The sequence below is a fragment of the Pseudomonas sp. PDM03 genome (assembly GCF_014852385.1).
Lineage (GTDB): Bacteria > Pseudomonadota > Gammaproteobacteria > Pseudomonadales > Pseudomonadaceae > Aquipseudomonas > Aquipseudomonas migulae.
The window spans coordinates 99,930-116,105 of record NZ_JACVBM010000020.1; the positions used below are offsets into that span (position 1 = coordinate 99,930).

The following is a 16,176-nucleotide window of genomic DNA, read 5'->3' on the forward strand; positions in this document are numbered from 1 at the left end:
GAAGTCGTGGGGGAGTCTATCAGGCGTTGCAGGGTCTGTCGGCTCAGGACGGTTGCGTTGCCGTCCGTTGCTGCTGATCGCGCTGGGCAACCCAATGTTCGATCAGCTCGCGCAACTGCGACAGCTCGACCGGTTTGGCCATGTGGCCGTCCATGCCGGCCTGACGTGCGCGCTCTTTATGCTCGGCGAGGATGTGTGCGGTCAATGCCACCACGGGGGTGCGAATCCGCTGGTTGCCGACTTCCCAGGCACGCAATTGCTGGGTGGCCGAGAAACCGTCGAGGATCGGCATTTCACAATCCATCAGCACCAGGTCGTAACGTTGGGCTTTCATTGCCTGCAAGGCTTCTTCGCCATTGCTGGCAGTGTCCGGTTGCAGGTTGAGTTTGCCCAGCATGCCGCGAATCACCTTGGTCGAGATGCTGTTGTCTTCGGCCACCAGAATGCGGAAGTCGCTGGGAACCTTGACCGGCAAGGTCGGGCCGGTGGATGGGAACTGCGATACCGCGAGGCCCTTGTTGCGTTGATTCAGTTCATCCGCCAGCGTGGTCTTCAGGGTGTAGCCGGCCACCGGTTTGGCGAGGATGCGTTTGATCCCGGAGTTGCGCGCGATGATCTTGCTCGGCGCATTGCTGATGCCCGTGAGCATGATCAGCAGGATGTCGTGGTTCAGGCTCGGGTCTTCCTTGATCTTGGCCGCCAGTTGCATGCCTGTCATGCCGGGCATGTTCTGGTCCAGCAGGACCACGTCGAAGTAATCGCGCAGGTGAGCCTTGGTGCGCAGCAGCGCCAGGGCTTCCTTGCCGGACGGCACCGCACTGACATTCAGGCCCCAGGCACTGCACTGCTGCACCAGCACTTTGCGGCAGGTGTCGTTGTCGTCCACCACCAATACCCGTGCGCCTTGCAGCGGGCCATCGAGGTCGGACGTCGGGTGTTCGAGGCGGTCGGGGTCCAGCGGCAAGGTCAGCCATAAGGTGCTGCCCTGGCTGGCGCCGCTCTTGATGCCGAATTCCCCTTGCATCAGGCGAATCAACTGACGGGCAATCACCAGCCCCAGGTTGCCGCCCAGGCGGGTGGTCGAGAGGAAGTTCTTGCTGTGCAGTTCGGCGTGCATCAGCGCGTCGCGTTCCTCGGCATCCATCGGCTCGCCGCTGTCTTGTACGGCAATGCGCAAACGCGGTTTGGCCGTGCGCTCGTCGAGGGCGACGACAATCAGGATCTCGCCTTCGTCGGTTTTCTTCAGGGCGTTTTCCAGCAGGCTCAGCAGCGTCTGGCGCAAGCGCGTCGGGTCACCGCTGATCACCCGCGGCACTTGTGGCTGGATAAAGCTGATCAGCTCGACGTTCTGCTGTTCGGCCTTGGCGCGGAAGATACTCAGGCAGTCTTCGATCAGCGCATTGAGATCGAACTGCACATCGTCGAGCTCGATCTGCCCGGATTCGAGCTTGGAGATGTCGAGAATCTCGTTGATCAGGGTCAGCAGTTCGTTGCCGGCGCTGTGAATGGTTTGCACATAATCGCGCTGCTTGACCGAGAGTGGCGTGCCCAACAACAGTTCGGTCATGCCCAGAACGCCATTCATCGGCGTACGGATTTCATGACTGATCTTCGCCAGGAATTCGGCCTTGGCATTGATCTCGGCATTGCTGGCGGCCAGATCGCGGCTGACGCTGAAACGGTCTTCGGTGATGCTGCGCTGGCGTTCGCTCAGGGCAATGCTCATCAACAGGCCACTGATGCAAATGAACACCAGCAGGGCAATGATCAGGCCTTGCGGTTCTACCAGCGTCAGGCCGAGCAGCGCCGGCAGGATAATCAGCGTACCGACGTTGAATACCACCATGGCGGCCACGAACAGCCGGGCCGGGCGATAGCCTTTTTGCCAGTGCCAGGCGCTGACGAACAACATCGTGAGCCCCGCGAGGGCGACCAGCGCGTAGGTGATGATGTTCAGCGGCAGCGTGTTGACGAACAACAGCAGCAGACCGCAGGCCACAATGAACAGGATGTCGCCGAGCAGCAGCTTGTTCAGCGGGTGCGGGCCGAGCGGGGCGAAGAAACGGTAGGCGAACATCAACCCGCACGGTGCGGTCAGCAGAAGGGCGAGGTAAGCGCCCGGCGTTTGCACTGCATGCCAGTCCGACAACCATGGGCCCGCGAGATTCAGCAGCAGCGCCAGGCTGATCATCAGCAGCGCTTCACAACCTGCCAGCCACAGGCTGCTGCGCGAGCGGGTGTAAGCGTAACGGATCAGGTTGTGCAGGATCAGCATCCCGATGCAGCCGAACAGCAGACCGTAAATCAGCGTCTGGCTCTGATTGGCCGCAGTCATGATTGCCGATTGCAGGGTGATGTAAGGCCGCATCTGGTGTTCGGACACCAGGCGCAGGTAGACGTCGAGGGGTTTGTCGCTTTGCGGCAACGGCAACATGAAGTCGCTGTTGGGTAACGGCCGTTCTGCCTGAGGCTGTTCGGTGCCGGTATTCAGTTGCTCGATCAGCTTGTCGCCGTCCAGCACATAAAGATTGAGGTGCGACAGGTCGGGAGCGAACACCCGCAGCAACTGCTCATGCTTGCCGGGTGCCAGCCTGAAGCGCAGCCAGAGTGCACCACCGGGCTCGGCTGCGGTGAGGCGTTCGAGTTCGATGGGGCTGAATTGATTGGTGAAACGAGCGGAACGGATGTCGCTGAGTTGCAGGTCGCCCTGTTCGTCAAGCAATAGCGCCCAGCCACTGCCTTGCGCGGCCTGGGCCGGAAGCATGCAGAGCAGCGTCAGCAGCGTGACTGTGAAACCTATGGCAATCCTGAGCCAGCGCACGGCGAAATCCCTTCGTAGGTTGATGCCAGAATATAACTATGCGCGGCGCCGGAATAGTCCGGCAAGGGCCTGAATCCCAAGCCCTGCCGAATGGATCGCTTATTCCTGATTTTCGCCACGCTCACGGGCAATGGCACGGTAGCCAATGTCCTTGCGATAGAAGCAGCCTTCCCAGTCAATCTTCGCGGCCAGCTTGTAAGCCTGCTGCTGGGCAGCATCAACGCTGGCACCCATGGCAGTGGCGCAAAGCACCCGACCGCCGGCCGTCACCACTTGACCGTCCTTGAGCGCAGTACCGGCGTGGAAGACTTTGCCTTCCAGCGCTGCGGCTGCATCCAGACCGTTGATGGCGACGCCTTTAGCGTAGTCGCCAGGATAGCCGCCTGCCGCCAAAACAATACCGACGCTCGGACGTGGATCCCATTGGGCTTCGACCTTGTCCAGCGCTTGCGCCAGGGCCGCCTCGACCAGCAACACCAGGCTCGACTGCAAGCGCAGCATAACCGGTTGGGTCTCAGGGTCGCCGAAACGGCAGTTGAATTCGATGACTTTTGGGTTACCAGCCTTGTCGATCATCAAACCAGCGTAGAGGAAACCGGTGTAAACATTGCCTTCCTCGGCCATGCCGCGCACGGTCGGCCAGATCACCAGGTCCATGACGCGCTTGTGCACTTCGCTGGTAACGACTGGCGCAGGGGAGTAAGCACCCATGCCGCCGGTGTTCGGACCGGTGTCGCCGTCGCCGACGCGTTTGTGGTCCTGGCTGGTGGCCATCGGCAGGACGTTCTTGCCGTCGACCATGACGATGAAGCTGGCTTCTTCGCCGTCCAGGAATTCTTCGATGACCACGCGCGAACCGGCTTCGCCAAACGCGTTACCCGCGAGCATGTCGCGCACGGCGTCTTCGGCTTCGGCCAGTGTCATGGCAACGATCACGCCTTTACCGGCGGCCAGGCCATCGGCCTTGATCACGATCGGTGCGCCTTTTTCACGCAGATAAGCCAGGGCTGGCTCGATCTCGGTGAAGTTCTGGTAGTCGGCGGTCGGGATCTTGTGGCGTGCCAGGAAGTCCTTGGTGAAGGCTTTCGAACCTTCCAGCTGCGCAGCGCCAGCGGTCGGACCGAAGCAGTCCAGGCCACGGGAGCGGAACAGGTCGACGACGCCGGCAACCAGCGGCACTTCCGGACCGACGATGGTCAGGGAAACGTTTTTCTCGGCGAAGTCGGCGAGTTGCTCCAGTGCGAGCACATCGATAGCGACGTTTTCGCACTTGGCTTCAATGGCGGTGCCGGCGTTGCCCGGAGCCACGAAAACTTTCTGCACGCGCGGATCCTGAGCCACTTTCCAGGCCAGGGCGTGTTCACGGCCACCGCTGCCAATGATCAAAACATTCATTTCAAAAACCTCGGATGACGCTAATTCTGTTGAGCGCCGCAGGGGCGCTTTTCTGTGGGAGCTGGCCTGCCGGCGATGCAAACAACTCGGTTTATCGGCTAAACCGAGGGGATGCTATCGCTGGCAGGCCAGCTCCCACAGTTGGTCGTCGTGTTTAGTGACGGAAGTGGCGCATGCCAGTGAATACCATGGCGATGCCGGCTTCATCAGCTGCTGCAATCACTTCGTTGTCACGCATCGAGCCGCCTGGCTGGATCACCGCAGTGATGCCGACCTTGGCCGCGTTGTCCAGGCCGTCGCGGAACGGGAAGAACGCGTCGGATGCCATGACCGACCCCGCCACCTGCAAGCCGGCGTGTTCAGCCTTGATCGCGGCAATGCGCGCGGAGTTCACGCGGCTCATCTGGCCAGCGCCGACACCGATGGTCTGACGGTTCTTGGCGTAGACGATGGCGTTGGACTTGACGTACTTCGCCACTTTCCAGGCGAAGATCAGGTCGTGGATTTCCTGTTCAGTCGGTGCACGCTTGGTCACGACTTTCAGGTCATCGGCGCTGATCATGCCGATGTCGCGGCTCTGCACCAGCAGGCCACCGTTGACGCGTTTGTAGTCCCAGGCAGCGGCGCGGTCAGCCGACCACTCGCCACAGGCCAGCAGGCGCACGTTGGCTTTTGCCGCGACGATGGCGCGGGCTTCTTCGCTGACGCTCGGGGCGATGATCACTTCGACGAACTGACGCTCGACGATCGCCTTGGCGGTCTCGGCATCCAATTCGCGGTTGAAGGCGATGATGCCGCCGAACGCGGATTCAGTGTCGGTGGCGTAGGCCAGTTCGTAGGCCTGACGGATGCCGCCTTCGGCGTCCGGGCTCACGGCAACACCACACGGGTTGGCGTGCTTGACGATCACGCAGGCCGGCTTGACGAAGCTCTTCACACATTCCAGCGCGGCGTCGGTGTCGGCCACGTTGTTGTAGGACAGCTCCTTGCCTTGCAGTTGGGTCGCGGTGGCGATGCCGACTTCGGCAGGCTTGGCTTCAACGTAGAACGCCGCGCTCTGGTGCGGGTTCTCGCCGTAGCGCATTTCCTGAGCCTTGATGAACTGGCTGTTGAAGGTGCGCGGGAACTCGCTGCGACCTTCGGTGCTGAGGGTGTCAGCGGCCTGGTTCACGGTGCCCATGTAGTTGGCGATCATGCCGTCGTAGGCAGCGGTGTGTTCGAAGGCCTTGAGCATCAGGTCGAAACGCTGAGCGTAGGTCAGGCCGCCGGCCTTCAGGCTTTCCAGCACGTTGGCGTAGTCGCTGGCATTCACCACGATGGCCACGTCTTTATGGTTTTTTGCCGCGGAACGGACCATGGTCGGGCCGCCGATGTCGATGTTCTCGATGGCGGTCGGCAGGTCACAGCCTGGCTTGTTGATGGTGGCTTCGAACGGGTACAGGTTGACCGCCACCAGATCGATCGGCTTGATGCCGTGCTCGTTCATGATCGCGTCGTCGATACCGCGACGACCGAGGATCCCGCCGTGGATTTTCGGGTGCAGGGTTTTCACCCGACCGTCCATCATTTCTGCGAAACCGGTGTAATCCGCGACTTCCACTGCGGCAACGCCGTTGTCACGCAGCAGCTTGAACGTTCCGCCGGTGGAGAGGATCTCGACGCCCAGGGCTTCAAGCTCTTTGGCGAATTCGAGGATCCCGGTCTTGTCGGAAACGCTGATCAAGGCGCGGCGGATCGGCAGGCGGGTAGTCTGGTCGGTCATTTCAATTTCCATCAAAAGCAAAGGAGTCAGCAAAAAAGGCGACCGTTTTTACGCGGGCGCCTTTCTGGTTTGATTGAATGCTTACAGCAAATCGTACTGCTTGAGTTTCTTGCGCAGGGTGCCTCGGTTCAGCCCGAGCAGCTCGCTGGCCTTGGTCTGGTTACCCTTGACGTAGTTCATCACGCACTCGAGCAGGGGCGCCTCGACTTCGGAGAGCACCAGGTTGTACACATCCGTGACGGCAGCGCCCTCAAGGTGGGCGAAATAATTGTGCAGCGCCTTCTCGACACTCCCGCGAAGGGTCTGGCCTTCTTCGCTCGGCGTATTGAGGTGCTGTTTCAAATTCACGTTGTCGCTCACGGGTGTTGTTCCACTCACTAAAGTCTCGGTCATCATCGTCATGCGGCCACCTCTTCTCCGTCCCCTGTCAGGCTCTTGTAACGTTCGGCGAAGAAGCCCTGAACGTTGGCGCATTGTGCTTCCGTATCTTCCAAACGATTGAAGTGGGCGCGAAACTCCCTGGCGCCCGGCAAGGTTGCGAGATACCAGCCCACATGCTTCCGAGCGATCCGGACACCCATGACGTCTCCATAGAAGACGTGCAGTGCGGCCAGATGCTCTAGCAGAATGCGTTCCACCTCGATCAGGTCCAGCGCCGGGAGTTTTTCGCCGGTACGCAGGAAATGGTCGATCTCGCGAAAAATCCATGGCCGCCCCTGGGCAGCCCGTCCAACCAACAGTCCATCGGCACCGGTCGCGTCGAGCACGTAGCGGGCCTTTTCCGGCGAATCGATGTCGCCATTGGCGAAGACCGGCATCGACACGGCCTGCTTGATCGCGGCAATGGTGTCGTACTCGGCTTCACCGGTGTACAGATCGGCACGGGTGCGGCCATGGACCGCCAACGCCGTAATGCCTGCCTGCTCGGCGATCTTCGCCACCGTCAGACCGTTCTTGTTGTCCCGGTCCCAGCCGGTACGGATCTTCAAGGTAACCGGCACATCAACCGCAGCCACCACGGCCTGCAGGATCTCGGTCACCAGTGCTTCATCCTTCAACAATGCAGAACCGGCGGCCTTGTTGCAGACCTTCTTTGCCGGACAGCCCATGTTGATATCAATAATCTGTGCGCCCAGTTCGACGTTGGCCCTGGCCGCATCCGCCAGCATCTGCGCATCACCACCGGCGATCTGCACCGAGCGCGGCTCGGGATCACCTTCGTGGATCATGCGCATGCGCGATTTGCGGGTGTTCCACAAACGCATGTCGCTGGTGACCATTTCCGAGACTACAAGTCCTGCGCCCAGTCGCTTGCACAGCTGACGAAAGGGTTGGTCGGTGACACCCGCCATAGGGGCGAGAATCAAGCCGTTGTGCAATGTGTATGGACCGATGCGTACCGCCGACATAGGACTTTCCAGTTGTGGGGCCGGATCATGAGAGTTCGAAAAAGGGTTGGCATGATACCCGCTCTCGATGACTGGATAAAGGCTGAATTGAACAAAATCTGAACAGTTATTCTGTTATTGCCAGCAGTTTGGTATGAGCGGTCTCTGCCAGAAATGTGCCGTCAAACCCGTAACACTGAACCGTTTCACTCGGGCGAATGAAAGCTCAGGCTGTAGTTCACGGCTTTGGCGCCTGGGTCGAGGATGTCCAGGGCGATGTGGATCGGCGTTTGCGGCGGCATTTCCGCCATGCCTTCAAGATCGCCGTTGAGGTACTCGCCGGGCTTGAAGCGACGGCTGGCGATCAGGTGACCGTTGAGGTCGGCAAAGCGCAGCTCCAGCAACGGGAACGGCTGGGAGAACGGCGCGCGGTTGTAAATGATCGCGTCGACCACCAGCGCGCCATTGAATTCCGGATGGCTGCGCACCACCAGGTTGCTGCTCTTGATTTTCGCGATGTCGACTTTTGACGGCACGGTGCAGCCGATTTGCGGGCAGAACTGCTGGAACCACGGACGGTACTGATCCTGACGAGCCAGTTCATCAAAATGGTAGGCGATGTATTGACCCGCGAGTGCGCCAGCGCCGATCAGGATCAGCAGCAACCAGAAAAACCGTCGGCCCCAGGGCGAACGGCGTTTTTGCCAGTCAAGTTGCAACGGGTCATCGGTCAGGTCTTGCAGCACCTCGGCGCGTACGCCCGGTTCGCTGCGTTCACGGCGTTTGCGCAGCGGTTCGATCGAAGGCAGGTCGTCGTCGATATCGTCACTGGCGTCGGTGGCTGACAGGCGTTCGTGATGGAGCGGGGCGTCGAGTGGATCGTTCAGGCGCAGTTGCGGCGGCAGAGTCTCGTCGTCCAGTTCCACGGGTTCCAGGGACAGCGAGGGTTCAGTGCGCGAAGGTTTGCTCGGCTCGATCGCCGGTTCCGGCGTGAGGGGGGCTTCGGCGGCTTCTGCCGCCTCGGCGCGATCGGCGGCGGATTCGCTGAACAGGCTGTCGGACCACGGCTCTTCGTCGTGCTCGGCGTTATCGCGGCGGGCGCTCAGGCTGTCTTCGCGGTGGCGACCGAATTCGGTGGTCGGCTGGATTTCCCGCTGTTCCAGTCGAGCGAGTTCTTCATCCAGGTCCAGGCTGTCCAGGTCCAGTTCGGCGGCAGTCCACTGCTTCTGGCTGATGGCGCGTGGTTCTGGCTCGGCTGCCTCGACGATGGCCGGAGCCGCCGCCGGGAGGATCACTTCCTTGCCCGCCTGCTCAAGCAGTTGCTTGGCGGCGTTGAACACCTGCAGGCACGAGCCGCAACGAACCACTCCACGGGCCACGCTCAACTGAGCATGGCTGACGCGGAAGCTGGTTTGGCAATGCGGGCACTGGGTGACGAAGCTGTCGGTCATGCGGCGATCCGGATTATGCAGGCGCTCATTCTAGCGCCGACGGCCAGTGATGCGCACCCAGCCATCGCGATTGGCGATCGGGTCCAGATCGAAGTCCTGCGTGTAGGCGGCGGCTACTTCATCACCTTGCTCGGCGAGGATGCCCGACAGCGCCAGGCGACCACCCGGCTTGACCAGGCTCGACAGTTGCGGTGCGAGGGAGACCAGCGGGCCGGCGAGGATGTTGGCCACCAGCACATCGGCCTTAACCTGCGGCAGATCTTCCGGCAGATACAGCGGGAAGAGCGCGTCGGCGATGTTGTTGCGACCGGCGTTGTCGCGCGAGGCTTCCAGCGCCTGCACGTCGATGTCAGTGCCAACGGCTTCCTTGGCGCCGAGCAGCAGGGCGGCAATCGCCAGAATCCCCGAGCCGCAACCGAAGTCCAGCACGTTGCAGCCTTTCAGGTCCTGACCGTCGAGCCATTCCAGGCACAGCGCGGTGGTCGGGTGCGTGCCGGTGCCGAACGCGAGGCCCGGGTCCAGCAGAATGTTCACGGCGTCGGGTTCAGGCGCGGCGTGCCAGCTCGGCACGATCCACAGGCGTTGGCCGAAGCGCATTGGCTGGAAATCGTCCATCCAGCTGCGTTCCCAGTCCTGGTCTTCGATGACTTCGCTGTGATGCTCGGGCAGCGGGCTGCCGGTCAGCAGCTCCAGATGCGCCAGGACCGAAGCGGCTTCGGTGCCGCCTTCGAACAGGGCCAGCAGGTGCGTGTGCGACCACAGCGGGGTGGTGTTGAGTTCCGGCTCGAAGATCGGCTGGTCTTCGGCGTCCATGAAAGTCACCGACACGGCGCCCACTTCAAGGAAAGCGTCTTCGTAGGTTTCGGCTTGTTCTGGGCTGATGGCGAGACGGACTTGCAGCCAAGGCATGGCGGGCACCTTTGAAAAATATTGATTGCAGCCTAGCGGGCTGCGAGAAGCGCGCAAGTTTACGCGAGCGCGAAGGGTTTGTGGGAGTGGCTTGCCCCTGCAGTTCACTGTGGGAGTGAGCCTGCTCGCGATAGCGGTGTGTCAGCTACATGAATGTTGAATGGGGCGCCGCCATCGCGAGCAGGCTCGCTCCCACAGGTATTACGTGCTGCCCAGCATCGGATGAAACCTTCAGAAACAACAAAGCCGCCCGAAGGCGGCTTTGTTGATCAGGCTAAAAGCTTAGTGCTTTTCGCCAGCCAGCTTGTGTTCCAGGTAGTGAATGTTCACACCACCTTTGCAGAAGCCTTCATCGCGGGTCAGGTCGCGGTGCAGCGGGATGTTGGTCTTGATCCCGTCGACAACGATTTCGTCCAGCGCATTGCGCATGCGCGCCATGGCTTCGTCACGGGTTGCGCCGTAGGTGATCAGCTTGCCGATCAACGAATCGTAGTTCGGCGGAACGGCATAACCGCTGTACAGGTGCGAATCGACGCGAACGCCGTTGCCGCCTGGAGCGTGGAAATGCTTGACCGTGCCCGGGCTTGGCATGAAGGTTTTCGGGTCTTCGGCGTTGATCCGGCATTCCAGCGCGTGACCGCGGATGACTACGTCATCCTGGGTGAACGACAGCTTGTTGCCGGCGGCGATGCTGAGCATCTCCTTGACGATGTCGATACCGGTGACCATTTCCGAAACCGGGTGCTCTACCTGGACACGAGTGTTCATCTCGATGAAGTAGAAGTGACCGTTTTCGTAAAGGAACTCAAAGGTGCCGGCGCCGCGGTAGCCGATGTCGATGCACGCCTTGACGCAGCGAGCGAGGACTTCCTGGCGTGCTTTCTCGTCGATGCCCGGCGCCGGCGCTTCTTCGAGAACCTTCTGGTGACGACGTTGCAGCGAGCAATCGCGGTCGCCCAGATGAATGGCGTGGCCCTGGCCGTCGGAAAGTACCTGGACTTCCACGTGACGTGGGTTGGTCAGGAATTTTTCCAGATAGACCATCGGGTTGCCGAACGCCGCGCCTGCTTCGGAGCGGGTCAGTTTCGCCGAGGAGATCAGGTCTTCTTCGCTATGCACAACGCGCATGCCGCGACCACCACCGCCGCCAGCGGCTTTGATGATCACCGGGTAGCCGACTTCGCGACCGATGCGCAGAGCGGTTTCTTCGTCTTCCGGCAGCGGGCCGTCAGAACCCGGAACGGTTGGAACGCCAGCAGCGATCATCGCGTGCTTGGCCGATACCTTGTCGCCCATCAGGCGAATGGTGTCGGCTTTCGGACCAATGAAGGCGAAGCCGGAGTTCTCGACCTGCTCAGCGAAATCAGCGTTTTCCGCAAGGAAACCGTAGCCTGGGTGAATGGCGGTGGCGCCGGTCACTTCAGCCGCGGCGATGATTGCCGGGATGTGCAGGTAAGAGTGGGCGGCCGATGCCGGACCGATGCAGACGGATTCGTCTGCCAGGCCCAGGTGCATCAGCTCTTTGTCAGCCTTGGAGTAAACGGCGACGGTCTTGATGCCCATCTCTTTGCAGGCACGCAGAATCCGCAGTGCGATCTCACCGCGGTTGGCGATCAGAACTTTTTCCAACTTCGCAGTCATCAAAGTTTCTCCGCGGTTCAAACGATGGTGAACAGCGGTTGGTCGTACTCAACCGGCTGGCCGTCTTCGACGAGGATGGATTCGATCACACCGCTGGTTTCAGCTTCGATGTGGTTCATCATCTTCATGGCTTCGACGATGCACAGGGTGTCGCCTTTCTTCACGGTCTGGCCGACTTCAACGAAGGACGGCGAGCTTGGCGAAGATTTGCGATAGAAGGTGCCGACCATTGGCGAACGGGCAACGGCGCCGTTCAGGGCAGGGGCGGACGGTGCAGCAGGAGCGGCAGCGGCGGCAACCGGGGCAGCAGCGGCAGGCGCTGGAGCCGGAGCGTGCATTGGCGCCGGAGCGTAGTATTGCTGAGCCGGGGTTTTGCTATGGCGGCTGATGCGAACGGACTCTTCGCCTTCCTTGATCTCGAGTTCGTCGATGCCGGACTCTTCCAGCAGTTCGATCAGTTTCTTAACTTTACGGATATCCATGAATCATCAACTCCCAAGGGTCGGTCAGGGGCGTATAGCTTGTTGTTCAAGCTGCTCTAGTGCAGCCTCCAGGGCCAGTCGATAACCGCTGGCGCCAAGGCCGCAGATCACTCCCACCGCTACGTCGGAGAAGTAAGAGTGATGGCGGAAAGGTTCGCGTTTGTGCACGTTAGACAAATGCACTTCGATGAATGGGATGCTCACCGCCAGCAGCGCGTCACGTAATGCGACACTTGTGTGTGTAAAAGCTGCTGGATTGATCAGAATGAAGTCCACACCTTCGCTGCGGGCAGCGTGGATGCGGTCGATCAATTCGTACTCGGCATTGCTTTGCAGGTGCAGCAAATGATGGCCGGCTTCACGAGCGCGGCGTTCCAGGTCCTGATTGATCTGCGCCAGTGTCGTAGCGCCATAGGTGCCCGGTTCACGGGTGCCGAGCATGTTCAGGTTGGGGCCGTGCAGAACCAATAGGGTCGCCATCTGCTGTTCCTCGTTATCCGTGTGCATTTGTCAGAACCCGGCGACTATGCCGCAAAGCCTTTGTGACTGTCCAGTTCTATGCAATAGCCAGCACGATGGCCGATGTTTGCGCGAAATATGTGACCGGGTGATTAAATCCGGTCATTTGCTTTCGATACACGTTCGGCGAAGTCCGTGGCGCTGATTTCGCCGATCACTCGTACATCGGTGCGTTCGACACCGTCCTTGCCGAAAAACATCAGCGCCGGCGGGCCGAATAATTTGTAGCGGTCGAGGAGGGCGCGTTGCTCGGCGTTGCTGGCGGTGATGTCGAAGCGAATCAGCCGATAACCCTTGAGGCGTTCGACGACCTGCGCGTCGTTAAGCACTTTGTGTTCGATGACTTTGCAACTGATGCACCAGTCGGCGTACCAGTCGAGCAGCAGCGGGGTGCCGGAGGATTTGGCTTCGGCGAGGACGCGATCGACTTCGGCCGGAGTCGTGACGGTTTGCCAGTCGCTGGTGTCCTGTGATTGCTCGTTGCTGCTGACGACACGCGGCTGGCCGATCGGGTTGAACGGATCGGTCTGGCCACTGAAGGCGCCATACCAACATGCCAGAGCATAAAACAGCAGGAACATTCCGAGTAACTGGCCCAGGCGTTTTCGCGGAGGTTTGTAGACGAACTCCAGCGCGCCCATGAACAAGCCGACACCGCCGGCCAGCAAGCCGATCAGCAACAAAGTGATCTGCCCCGGCAGCACGCGACTGAGCAGGCCGATCGCCAGGCCCAGCAACAACACGCCAATCGCGTTTTTCACGTAGACCAGCCATGGTCCGCTTTTCGGCAGCCAGGCGGCGCCGCCAGTGGCCACCAGCAACAGCGGTGCCCCCATGCCGAGGCCGAGCATGAACAGTTTCAAGCCGCCGCCCAACGCATCGCCACTGGCGCTGATGTACAGCAGCGCGCCGGCCAGCGGTGCCGAGACGCAGGGTGAAACCAACAGGCTGGAAACCACGCCCAGCACCGCCGCGCCCCACAACGAACCGCCTTCGGTGCGCCCGGCGATGCGGTCCAGCCGACTGCTGATCGCGTGCGGCAACTTGAGTTCGAAGACACCGAACATCGCCAGGGCAAACAGTGCAAAAAACATCGCGAACGGCACCAGCACCCACGCCGATTGCAGCCGCGCCTGAAGGTTGAGCTGCGCGCCGAACATCCCCATCAACGCACCGAGCAGGGCGAAGCAGACGGCCATCGGCAGCACGTAAGCGAGCGAAAGGTTGAAGCCGCGCAAGCCACCCACCTGGCCACGCAACACCACGCCGGAGAGGATCGGCAGCATCGGCAGCACGCAAGGGGTGAAGGTCAGGCCAAGGCCCGCAAGGAAGAACAATGCCAGTTCCCGCCAGCTCCAGCTCGTGGTGGTACCGCCACTGCCGTCGATACTCAGGCGTTCGGTCTCGAGCGGATAGCACAGGCCTTTGTCGGCACAGCCTTGATAGGTCACCGCCAGCGTGAAGGCGCGTTGATCGCTGCGCGGCAGTTCGACATCGAGAATCCCGTGGTAAACCTCGACGTCGCCGAAGTACTCATCGTGTTTCTGCTCGCCTTTGGGCAACTGCGCCGGGCCGACTACGATCTCGGCGGGGTCGGCGCGAAACTGAAAGCGATGGCGGTAGAGGTAATAACCCTCGGTGGCGACAAAACGCAGCTTGATCGATTGTGGCGTGCTGTCTATCAGGCTCAGTTGAAAGGCTTCGCGCACCGGCAGGAAGTCGGCACTGTTGTTGATCGAGCCCAGGGTGGAACTGGGTCGACTCTCCAGCAAACCGGCGGCGGTGGCCGGCAGGGCGAGCACTAAAAGCAGCAGGCAGAGCAAACGGCGCATGACGATCTCGCGTATCGGAATTGGGGGCATGATAGCGGACAGTTGCCGGGTGTGCAGGGCGGGGAGTTCTGTGGTGATTGTTCTGGCGCCATCGCCGGCAAGCCGGCTCCTACAGGTACGGCGGCGTCCTTGTAGGAGCCGGCTTGCCGGCGATGGCGGTCTGTCAGACGCGGAATGCCTGAACGGCCGTATGCAACCGCCCGCCCAATACCAACAAATGCTCGCCTTGCTCACGTCCCTCACCGATACGCAGCAAATTATCCCCGCCCAATTGGTGAATCCGCTCACTGTGATCGCGGATTTCGCTGACAGCTCCGCTCTGCTGAGCCGTGACATCGGCGATGCGTACGGCGGTGTCGGAAATCGTCTGGATCGCCCCGACGATTTTATCCAGCGCACCGTCGGCCGCCTGGGCCTGGTTGGCCGTCGCCTCCGCGTGTTCAACCTGCGCACGCATGCCTTCCACCGACTCTCGGGCCGCTGTCTGCAGCCCGGCGATCAAGTTTTGAATCTCCGCCGTAGCGCCTGCGGTGCGCTGCGCCAATGACCGAACCTCTTCCGCCACGACGGCAAACCCGCGTCCCATTTCCCCGGCGCGGGCTGCTTCGATGGCGGCGTTCAGGGCCAGCAGGTTGGTCTGGTCGGCAATCGAGCGGATCACCGTCAGCACGCCGCCGATGGTGGCGGACTCCTCGGCCAGATGTTCGATCATCTGTGCATTGCTTTGCACTTCGCCAACCAGCGCATGCAGCCCGGTGAGGCTCAAACCGATGACTTTCTGTCCATGTTCCACCGCCAATCCAGCATGGCGGCTGGCGTCGGCGGCCTGGCTGGCATCGCCGGCGACTTGTTGAATGGTCGCTTCCAACTCGCCGAGGGAGTCGCGGATCAGCGCAGTGTCACCCGCCTGATGTTCGGCGCCGCTGTGCAAATCATTGCTCAACTCGGCCAGGGTGCGGCTGCTGCCGGCGACCTGCTCGGCGTTGAGGCGAATGGTTCCGACCAGATCGACGAGGTAGGCGCGCAGTCGATTGAGCGAGGCCTGGATGTCATGCAGTTCGCGATTGGTCTTGCCCAATTCGATGTCGCGACTGAAGTCACCTTCGGCCCAGGTCGAAAGTGCCGGCGCGAGGTTGGTCAGCGTCCGGGCCAGGCGCCGTTGCAGGGTGTCGATGAGTAATGCGATCAGCAGAATCAGGCCGATCATCACCCCTTGCATCAGCCGCACTTCGCTCTGGATCTGCCCGTGCTGGGCACGGACCACCGGTTCCAGCCCGGCGATGGACTGTTGCACGGCAGCGATTTTCTGGTGAGTCGCGGCGCTGAGGTCGGCGCGTTTCTGGATCTGCTCGCGGGTTCGCGCCAGCTCTGCGGGATAGCGCGTGAGCAGGCTGTTGAGCTCGCGTTTGAGGCCGACGCCGGCATCTTCCGCAACGGTTTTTTCGGTGTTCTCCAGGCCCATCATTGCAGCGAAATCGTCGGTGCCCGATTCACTTTTACTGGTCACGCCCAAGAGCGGCAAGGCGTTCAGAAGCTCGGCTTGTGTGCGGATGTTGGTGACTTCGCGCTCGACATCGGCGGCCAGTTCGCTGCGGCCGCTGCTGACCAGTTTGTCCCGCGCCAGGGAGAGTTTGCCCAGGTGTTGAGAGGCCGCGAGCAATGGCGTCAGATAGCTCGCGTTGCTGCTGGCGTATTGACTCAGCTGGTCGAGGCTTGCGCCGAGTTCGCGTTCGGCTTGCAGCAGCAGCGCCTGAGGATCGCCCGCGAGTTTGCCGGCGGCCAGCAGGTCGGTTTTGCTGAATTCATCCAGGTTCGACAGGCTCGGCCGCAAGCTGTCGGCCAGCGTCGGCGGTAACTCGGCGAGTTCCTTTTGCAGGCCGTCGATGGCTTGGCTGGCGCTGCTCAGGCGCAAGGCATCGCCGCTGGCCAGGTAGTCCTCGATGTTGCGCGCCACTTCATTCTGAAATTGCTGGGAC

At 61.2% G+C, this 16,176-nt stretch carries 11 protein-coding genes and 1 pseudogene; all 12 read right to left on the minus strand.

Annotation, left to right across the window (positions count from 1 at the left end; translation table 11 throughout):
* Nucleotides 1-43 precede the first annotated feature (43 nt).
* The gene (locus IB254_RS23795; RefSeq protein WP_192419745.1) at nucleotides 44-2,821 is read right to left on the minus strand and encodes a hybrid sensor histidine kinase/response regulator; all 2,778 of its coding nucleotides are present in this window, start codon (nucleotides 2,819-2,821) and stop codon (nucleotides 44-46) included.
* Nucleotides 2,822-2,920: 99 nt separating this feature from the next.
* Nucleotides 2,921-4,216 carry a phosphoribosylamine--glycine ligase gene (purD, locus tag IB254_RS23800; RefSeq protein ID WP_008038723.1) on the minus strand — a complete coding sequence of 432 codons (1,296 nt, stop codon included), beginning with the start codon at nucleotides 4,214-4,216 and terminating at the stop codon, nucleotides 2,921-2,923.
* Between the two features lie 154 nt (nucleotides 4,217-4,370).
* On the minus strand, nucleotides 4,371-5,978 hold the full coding sequence (gene purH, locus IB254_RS23805; protein WP_008038724.1) for a bifunctional phosphoribosylaminoimidazolecarboxamide formyltransferase/IMP cyclohydrolase: 1,608 nt from the start codon (nucleotides 5,976-5,978) through the stop codon (nucleotides 4,371-4,373).
* An 81-nt stretch (nucleotides 5,979-6,059) separates the two neighbouring features.
* A complete protein-coding gene (gene fis, locus IB254_RS23810) occupies nucleotides 6,060-6,380 on the minus strand; it encodes a DNA-binding transcriptional regulator Fis (protein ID WP_007907419.1) in 321 nt (106 codons plus the stop codon).
* Complete coding sequence (gene dusB, locus IB254_RS23815) at nucleotides 6,377-7,387, minus strand: tRNA dihydrouridine synthase DusB (RefSeq protein ID WP_192419747.1); 1,011 nt, start codon at nucleotides 7,385-7,387, stop codon at nucleotides 6,377-6,379. The genes fis and dusB overlap by 4 nt, the downstream gene beginning before the upstream one ends.
* A 185-nt stretch (nucleotides 7,388-7,572) precedes the next feature.
* A complete protein-coding gene (locus IB254_RS23820; RefSeq protein WP_192419749.1) occupies nucleotides 7,573-8,817 on the minus strand; it encodes a DUF3426 domain-containing protein in 1,245 nt (414 codons plus the stop codon).
* A 30-nt stretch (nucleotides 8,818-8,847) separates the two neighbouring features.
* Nucleotides 8,848-9,726: a 50S ribosomal protein L11 methyltransferase gene (gene prmA, locus IB254_RS23825; protein ID WP_192419751.1), complete on the minus strand. Its 879-nt coding sequence runs from the start codon at nucleotides 9,724-9,726 to the stop codon at nucleotides 8,848-8,850.
* Between the two features lie 282 nt (nucleotides 9,727-10,008).
* On the minus strand, nucleotides 10,009-11,367 hold the full coding sequence (gene accC / locus IB254_RS23830; RefSeq protein ID WP_008031262.1) for an acetyl-CoA carboxylase biotin carboxylase subunit: 1,359 nt from the start codon (nucleotides 11,365-11,367) through the stop codon (nucleotides 10,009-10,011).
* A 17-nt stretch (nucleotides 11,368-11,384) separates the two neighbouring features.
* Complete coding sequence (gene accB / locus IB254_RS23835; RefSeq protein WP_008038728.1) at nucleotides 11,385-11,849, minus strand: acetyl-CoA carboxylase biotin carboxyl carrier protein; 465 nt, start codon at nucleotides 11,847-11,849, stop codon at nucleotides 11,385-11,387.
* 24 nt (nucleotides 11,850-11,873) lie between these two features.
* Nucleotides 11,874-12,329 carry a type II 3-dehydroquinate dehydratase gene (gene aroQ, locus IB254_RS23840; RefSeq protein ID WP_008031265.1) on the minus strand — a complete coding sequence of 152 codons (456 nt, stop codon included), beginning with the start codon at nucleotides 12,327-12,329 and terminating at the stop codon, nucleotides 11,874-11,876.
* A 131-nt stretch (nucleotides 12,330-12,460) separates the two neighbouring features.
* On the minus strand, nucleotides 12,461-14,200 hold the full coding sequence (locus IB254_RS23845) for a protein-disulfide reductase DsbD (RefSeq protein ID WP_192419753.1): 1,740 nt from the start codon (nucleotides 14,198-14,200) through the stop codon (nucleotides 12,461-12,463).
* Nucleotides 14,201-14,363: 163 nt separating this feature from the next.
* A pseudogene (locus IB254_RS29980) lies at nucleotides 14,364-14,870 on the minus strand (methyl-accepting chemotaxis protein); the annotation flags it as partial.
* Nucleotides 14,871-16,176 lie beyond the last annotated feature (1,306 nt).

What these genes read in the sequence shown, in the direction of transcription:
- IB254_RS23845 (WP_192419753.1), bottom strand. Translation starts at nt 14,200, where the DNA reads ATGCGCCGTTTGCTCTGCCTGCTGCTTTTAGTGCTCGCCCTGCCGGCC.
- purH (WP_008038724.1), bottom strand. Translation starts at nt 5,978, where the DNA reads ATGACCGACCAGACTACCCGCCTGCCGATCCGCCGCGCCTTGATCAGC.
- aroQ (WP_008031265.1), bottom strand. Translation starts at nt 12,329, where the DNA reads ATGGCGACCCTATTGGTTCTGCACGGCCCCAACCTGAACATGCTCGGC.
- purD (WP_008038723.1), bottom strand. Translation starts at nt 4,216, where the DNA reads ATGAATGTTTTGATCATTGGCAGCGGTGGCCGTGAACACGCCCTGGCC.
- fis (WP_007907419.1), bottom strand. Translation starts at nt 6,380, where the DNA reads ATGACGATGATGACCGAGACTTTAGTGAGTGGAACAACACCCGTGAGC.
- prmA (WP_192419751.1), bottom strand. Translation starts at nt 9,726, where the DNA reads ATGCCTTGGCTGCAAGTCCGTCTCGCCATCAGCCCAGAACAAGCCGAA.
- dusB (WP_192419747.1), bottom strand. Translation starts at nt 7,387, where the DNA reads ATGTCGGCGGTACGCATCGGTCCATACACATTGCACAACGGCTTGATT.
- accB (WP_008038728.1), bottom strand. Translation starts at nt 11,849, where the DNA reads ATGGATATCCGTAAAGTTAAGAAACTGATCGAACTGCTGGAAGAGTCC.
- accC (WP_008031262.1), bottom strand. Translation starts at nt 11,367, where the DNA reads ATGACTGCGAAGTTGGAAAAAGTTCTGATCGCCAACCGCGGTGAGATC.
- IB254_RS23820 (WP_192419749.1), bottom strand. Translation starts at nt 8,817, where the DNA reads ATGACCGACAGCTTCGTCACCCAGTGCCCGCATTGCCAAACCAGCTTC.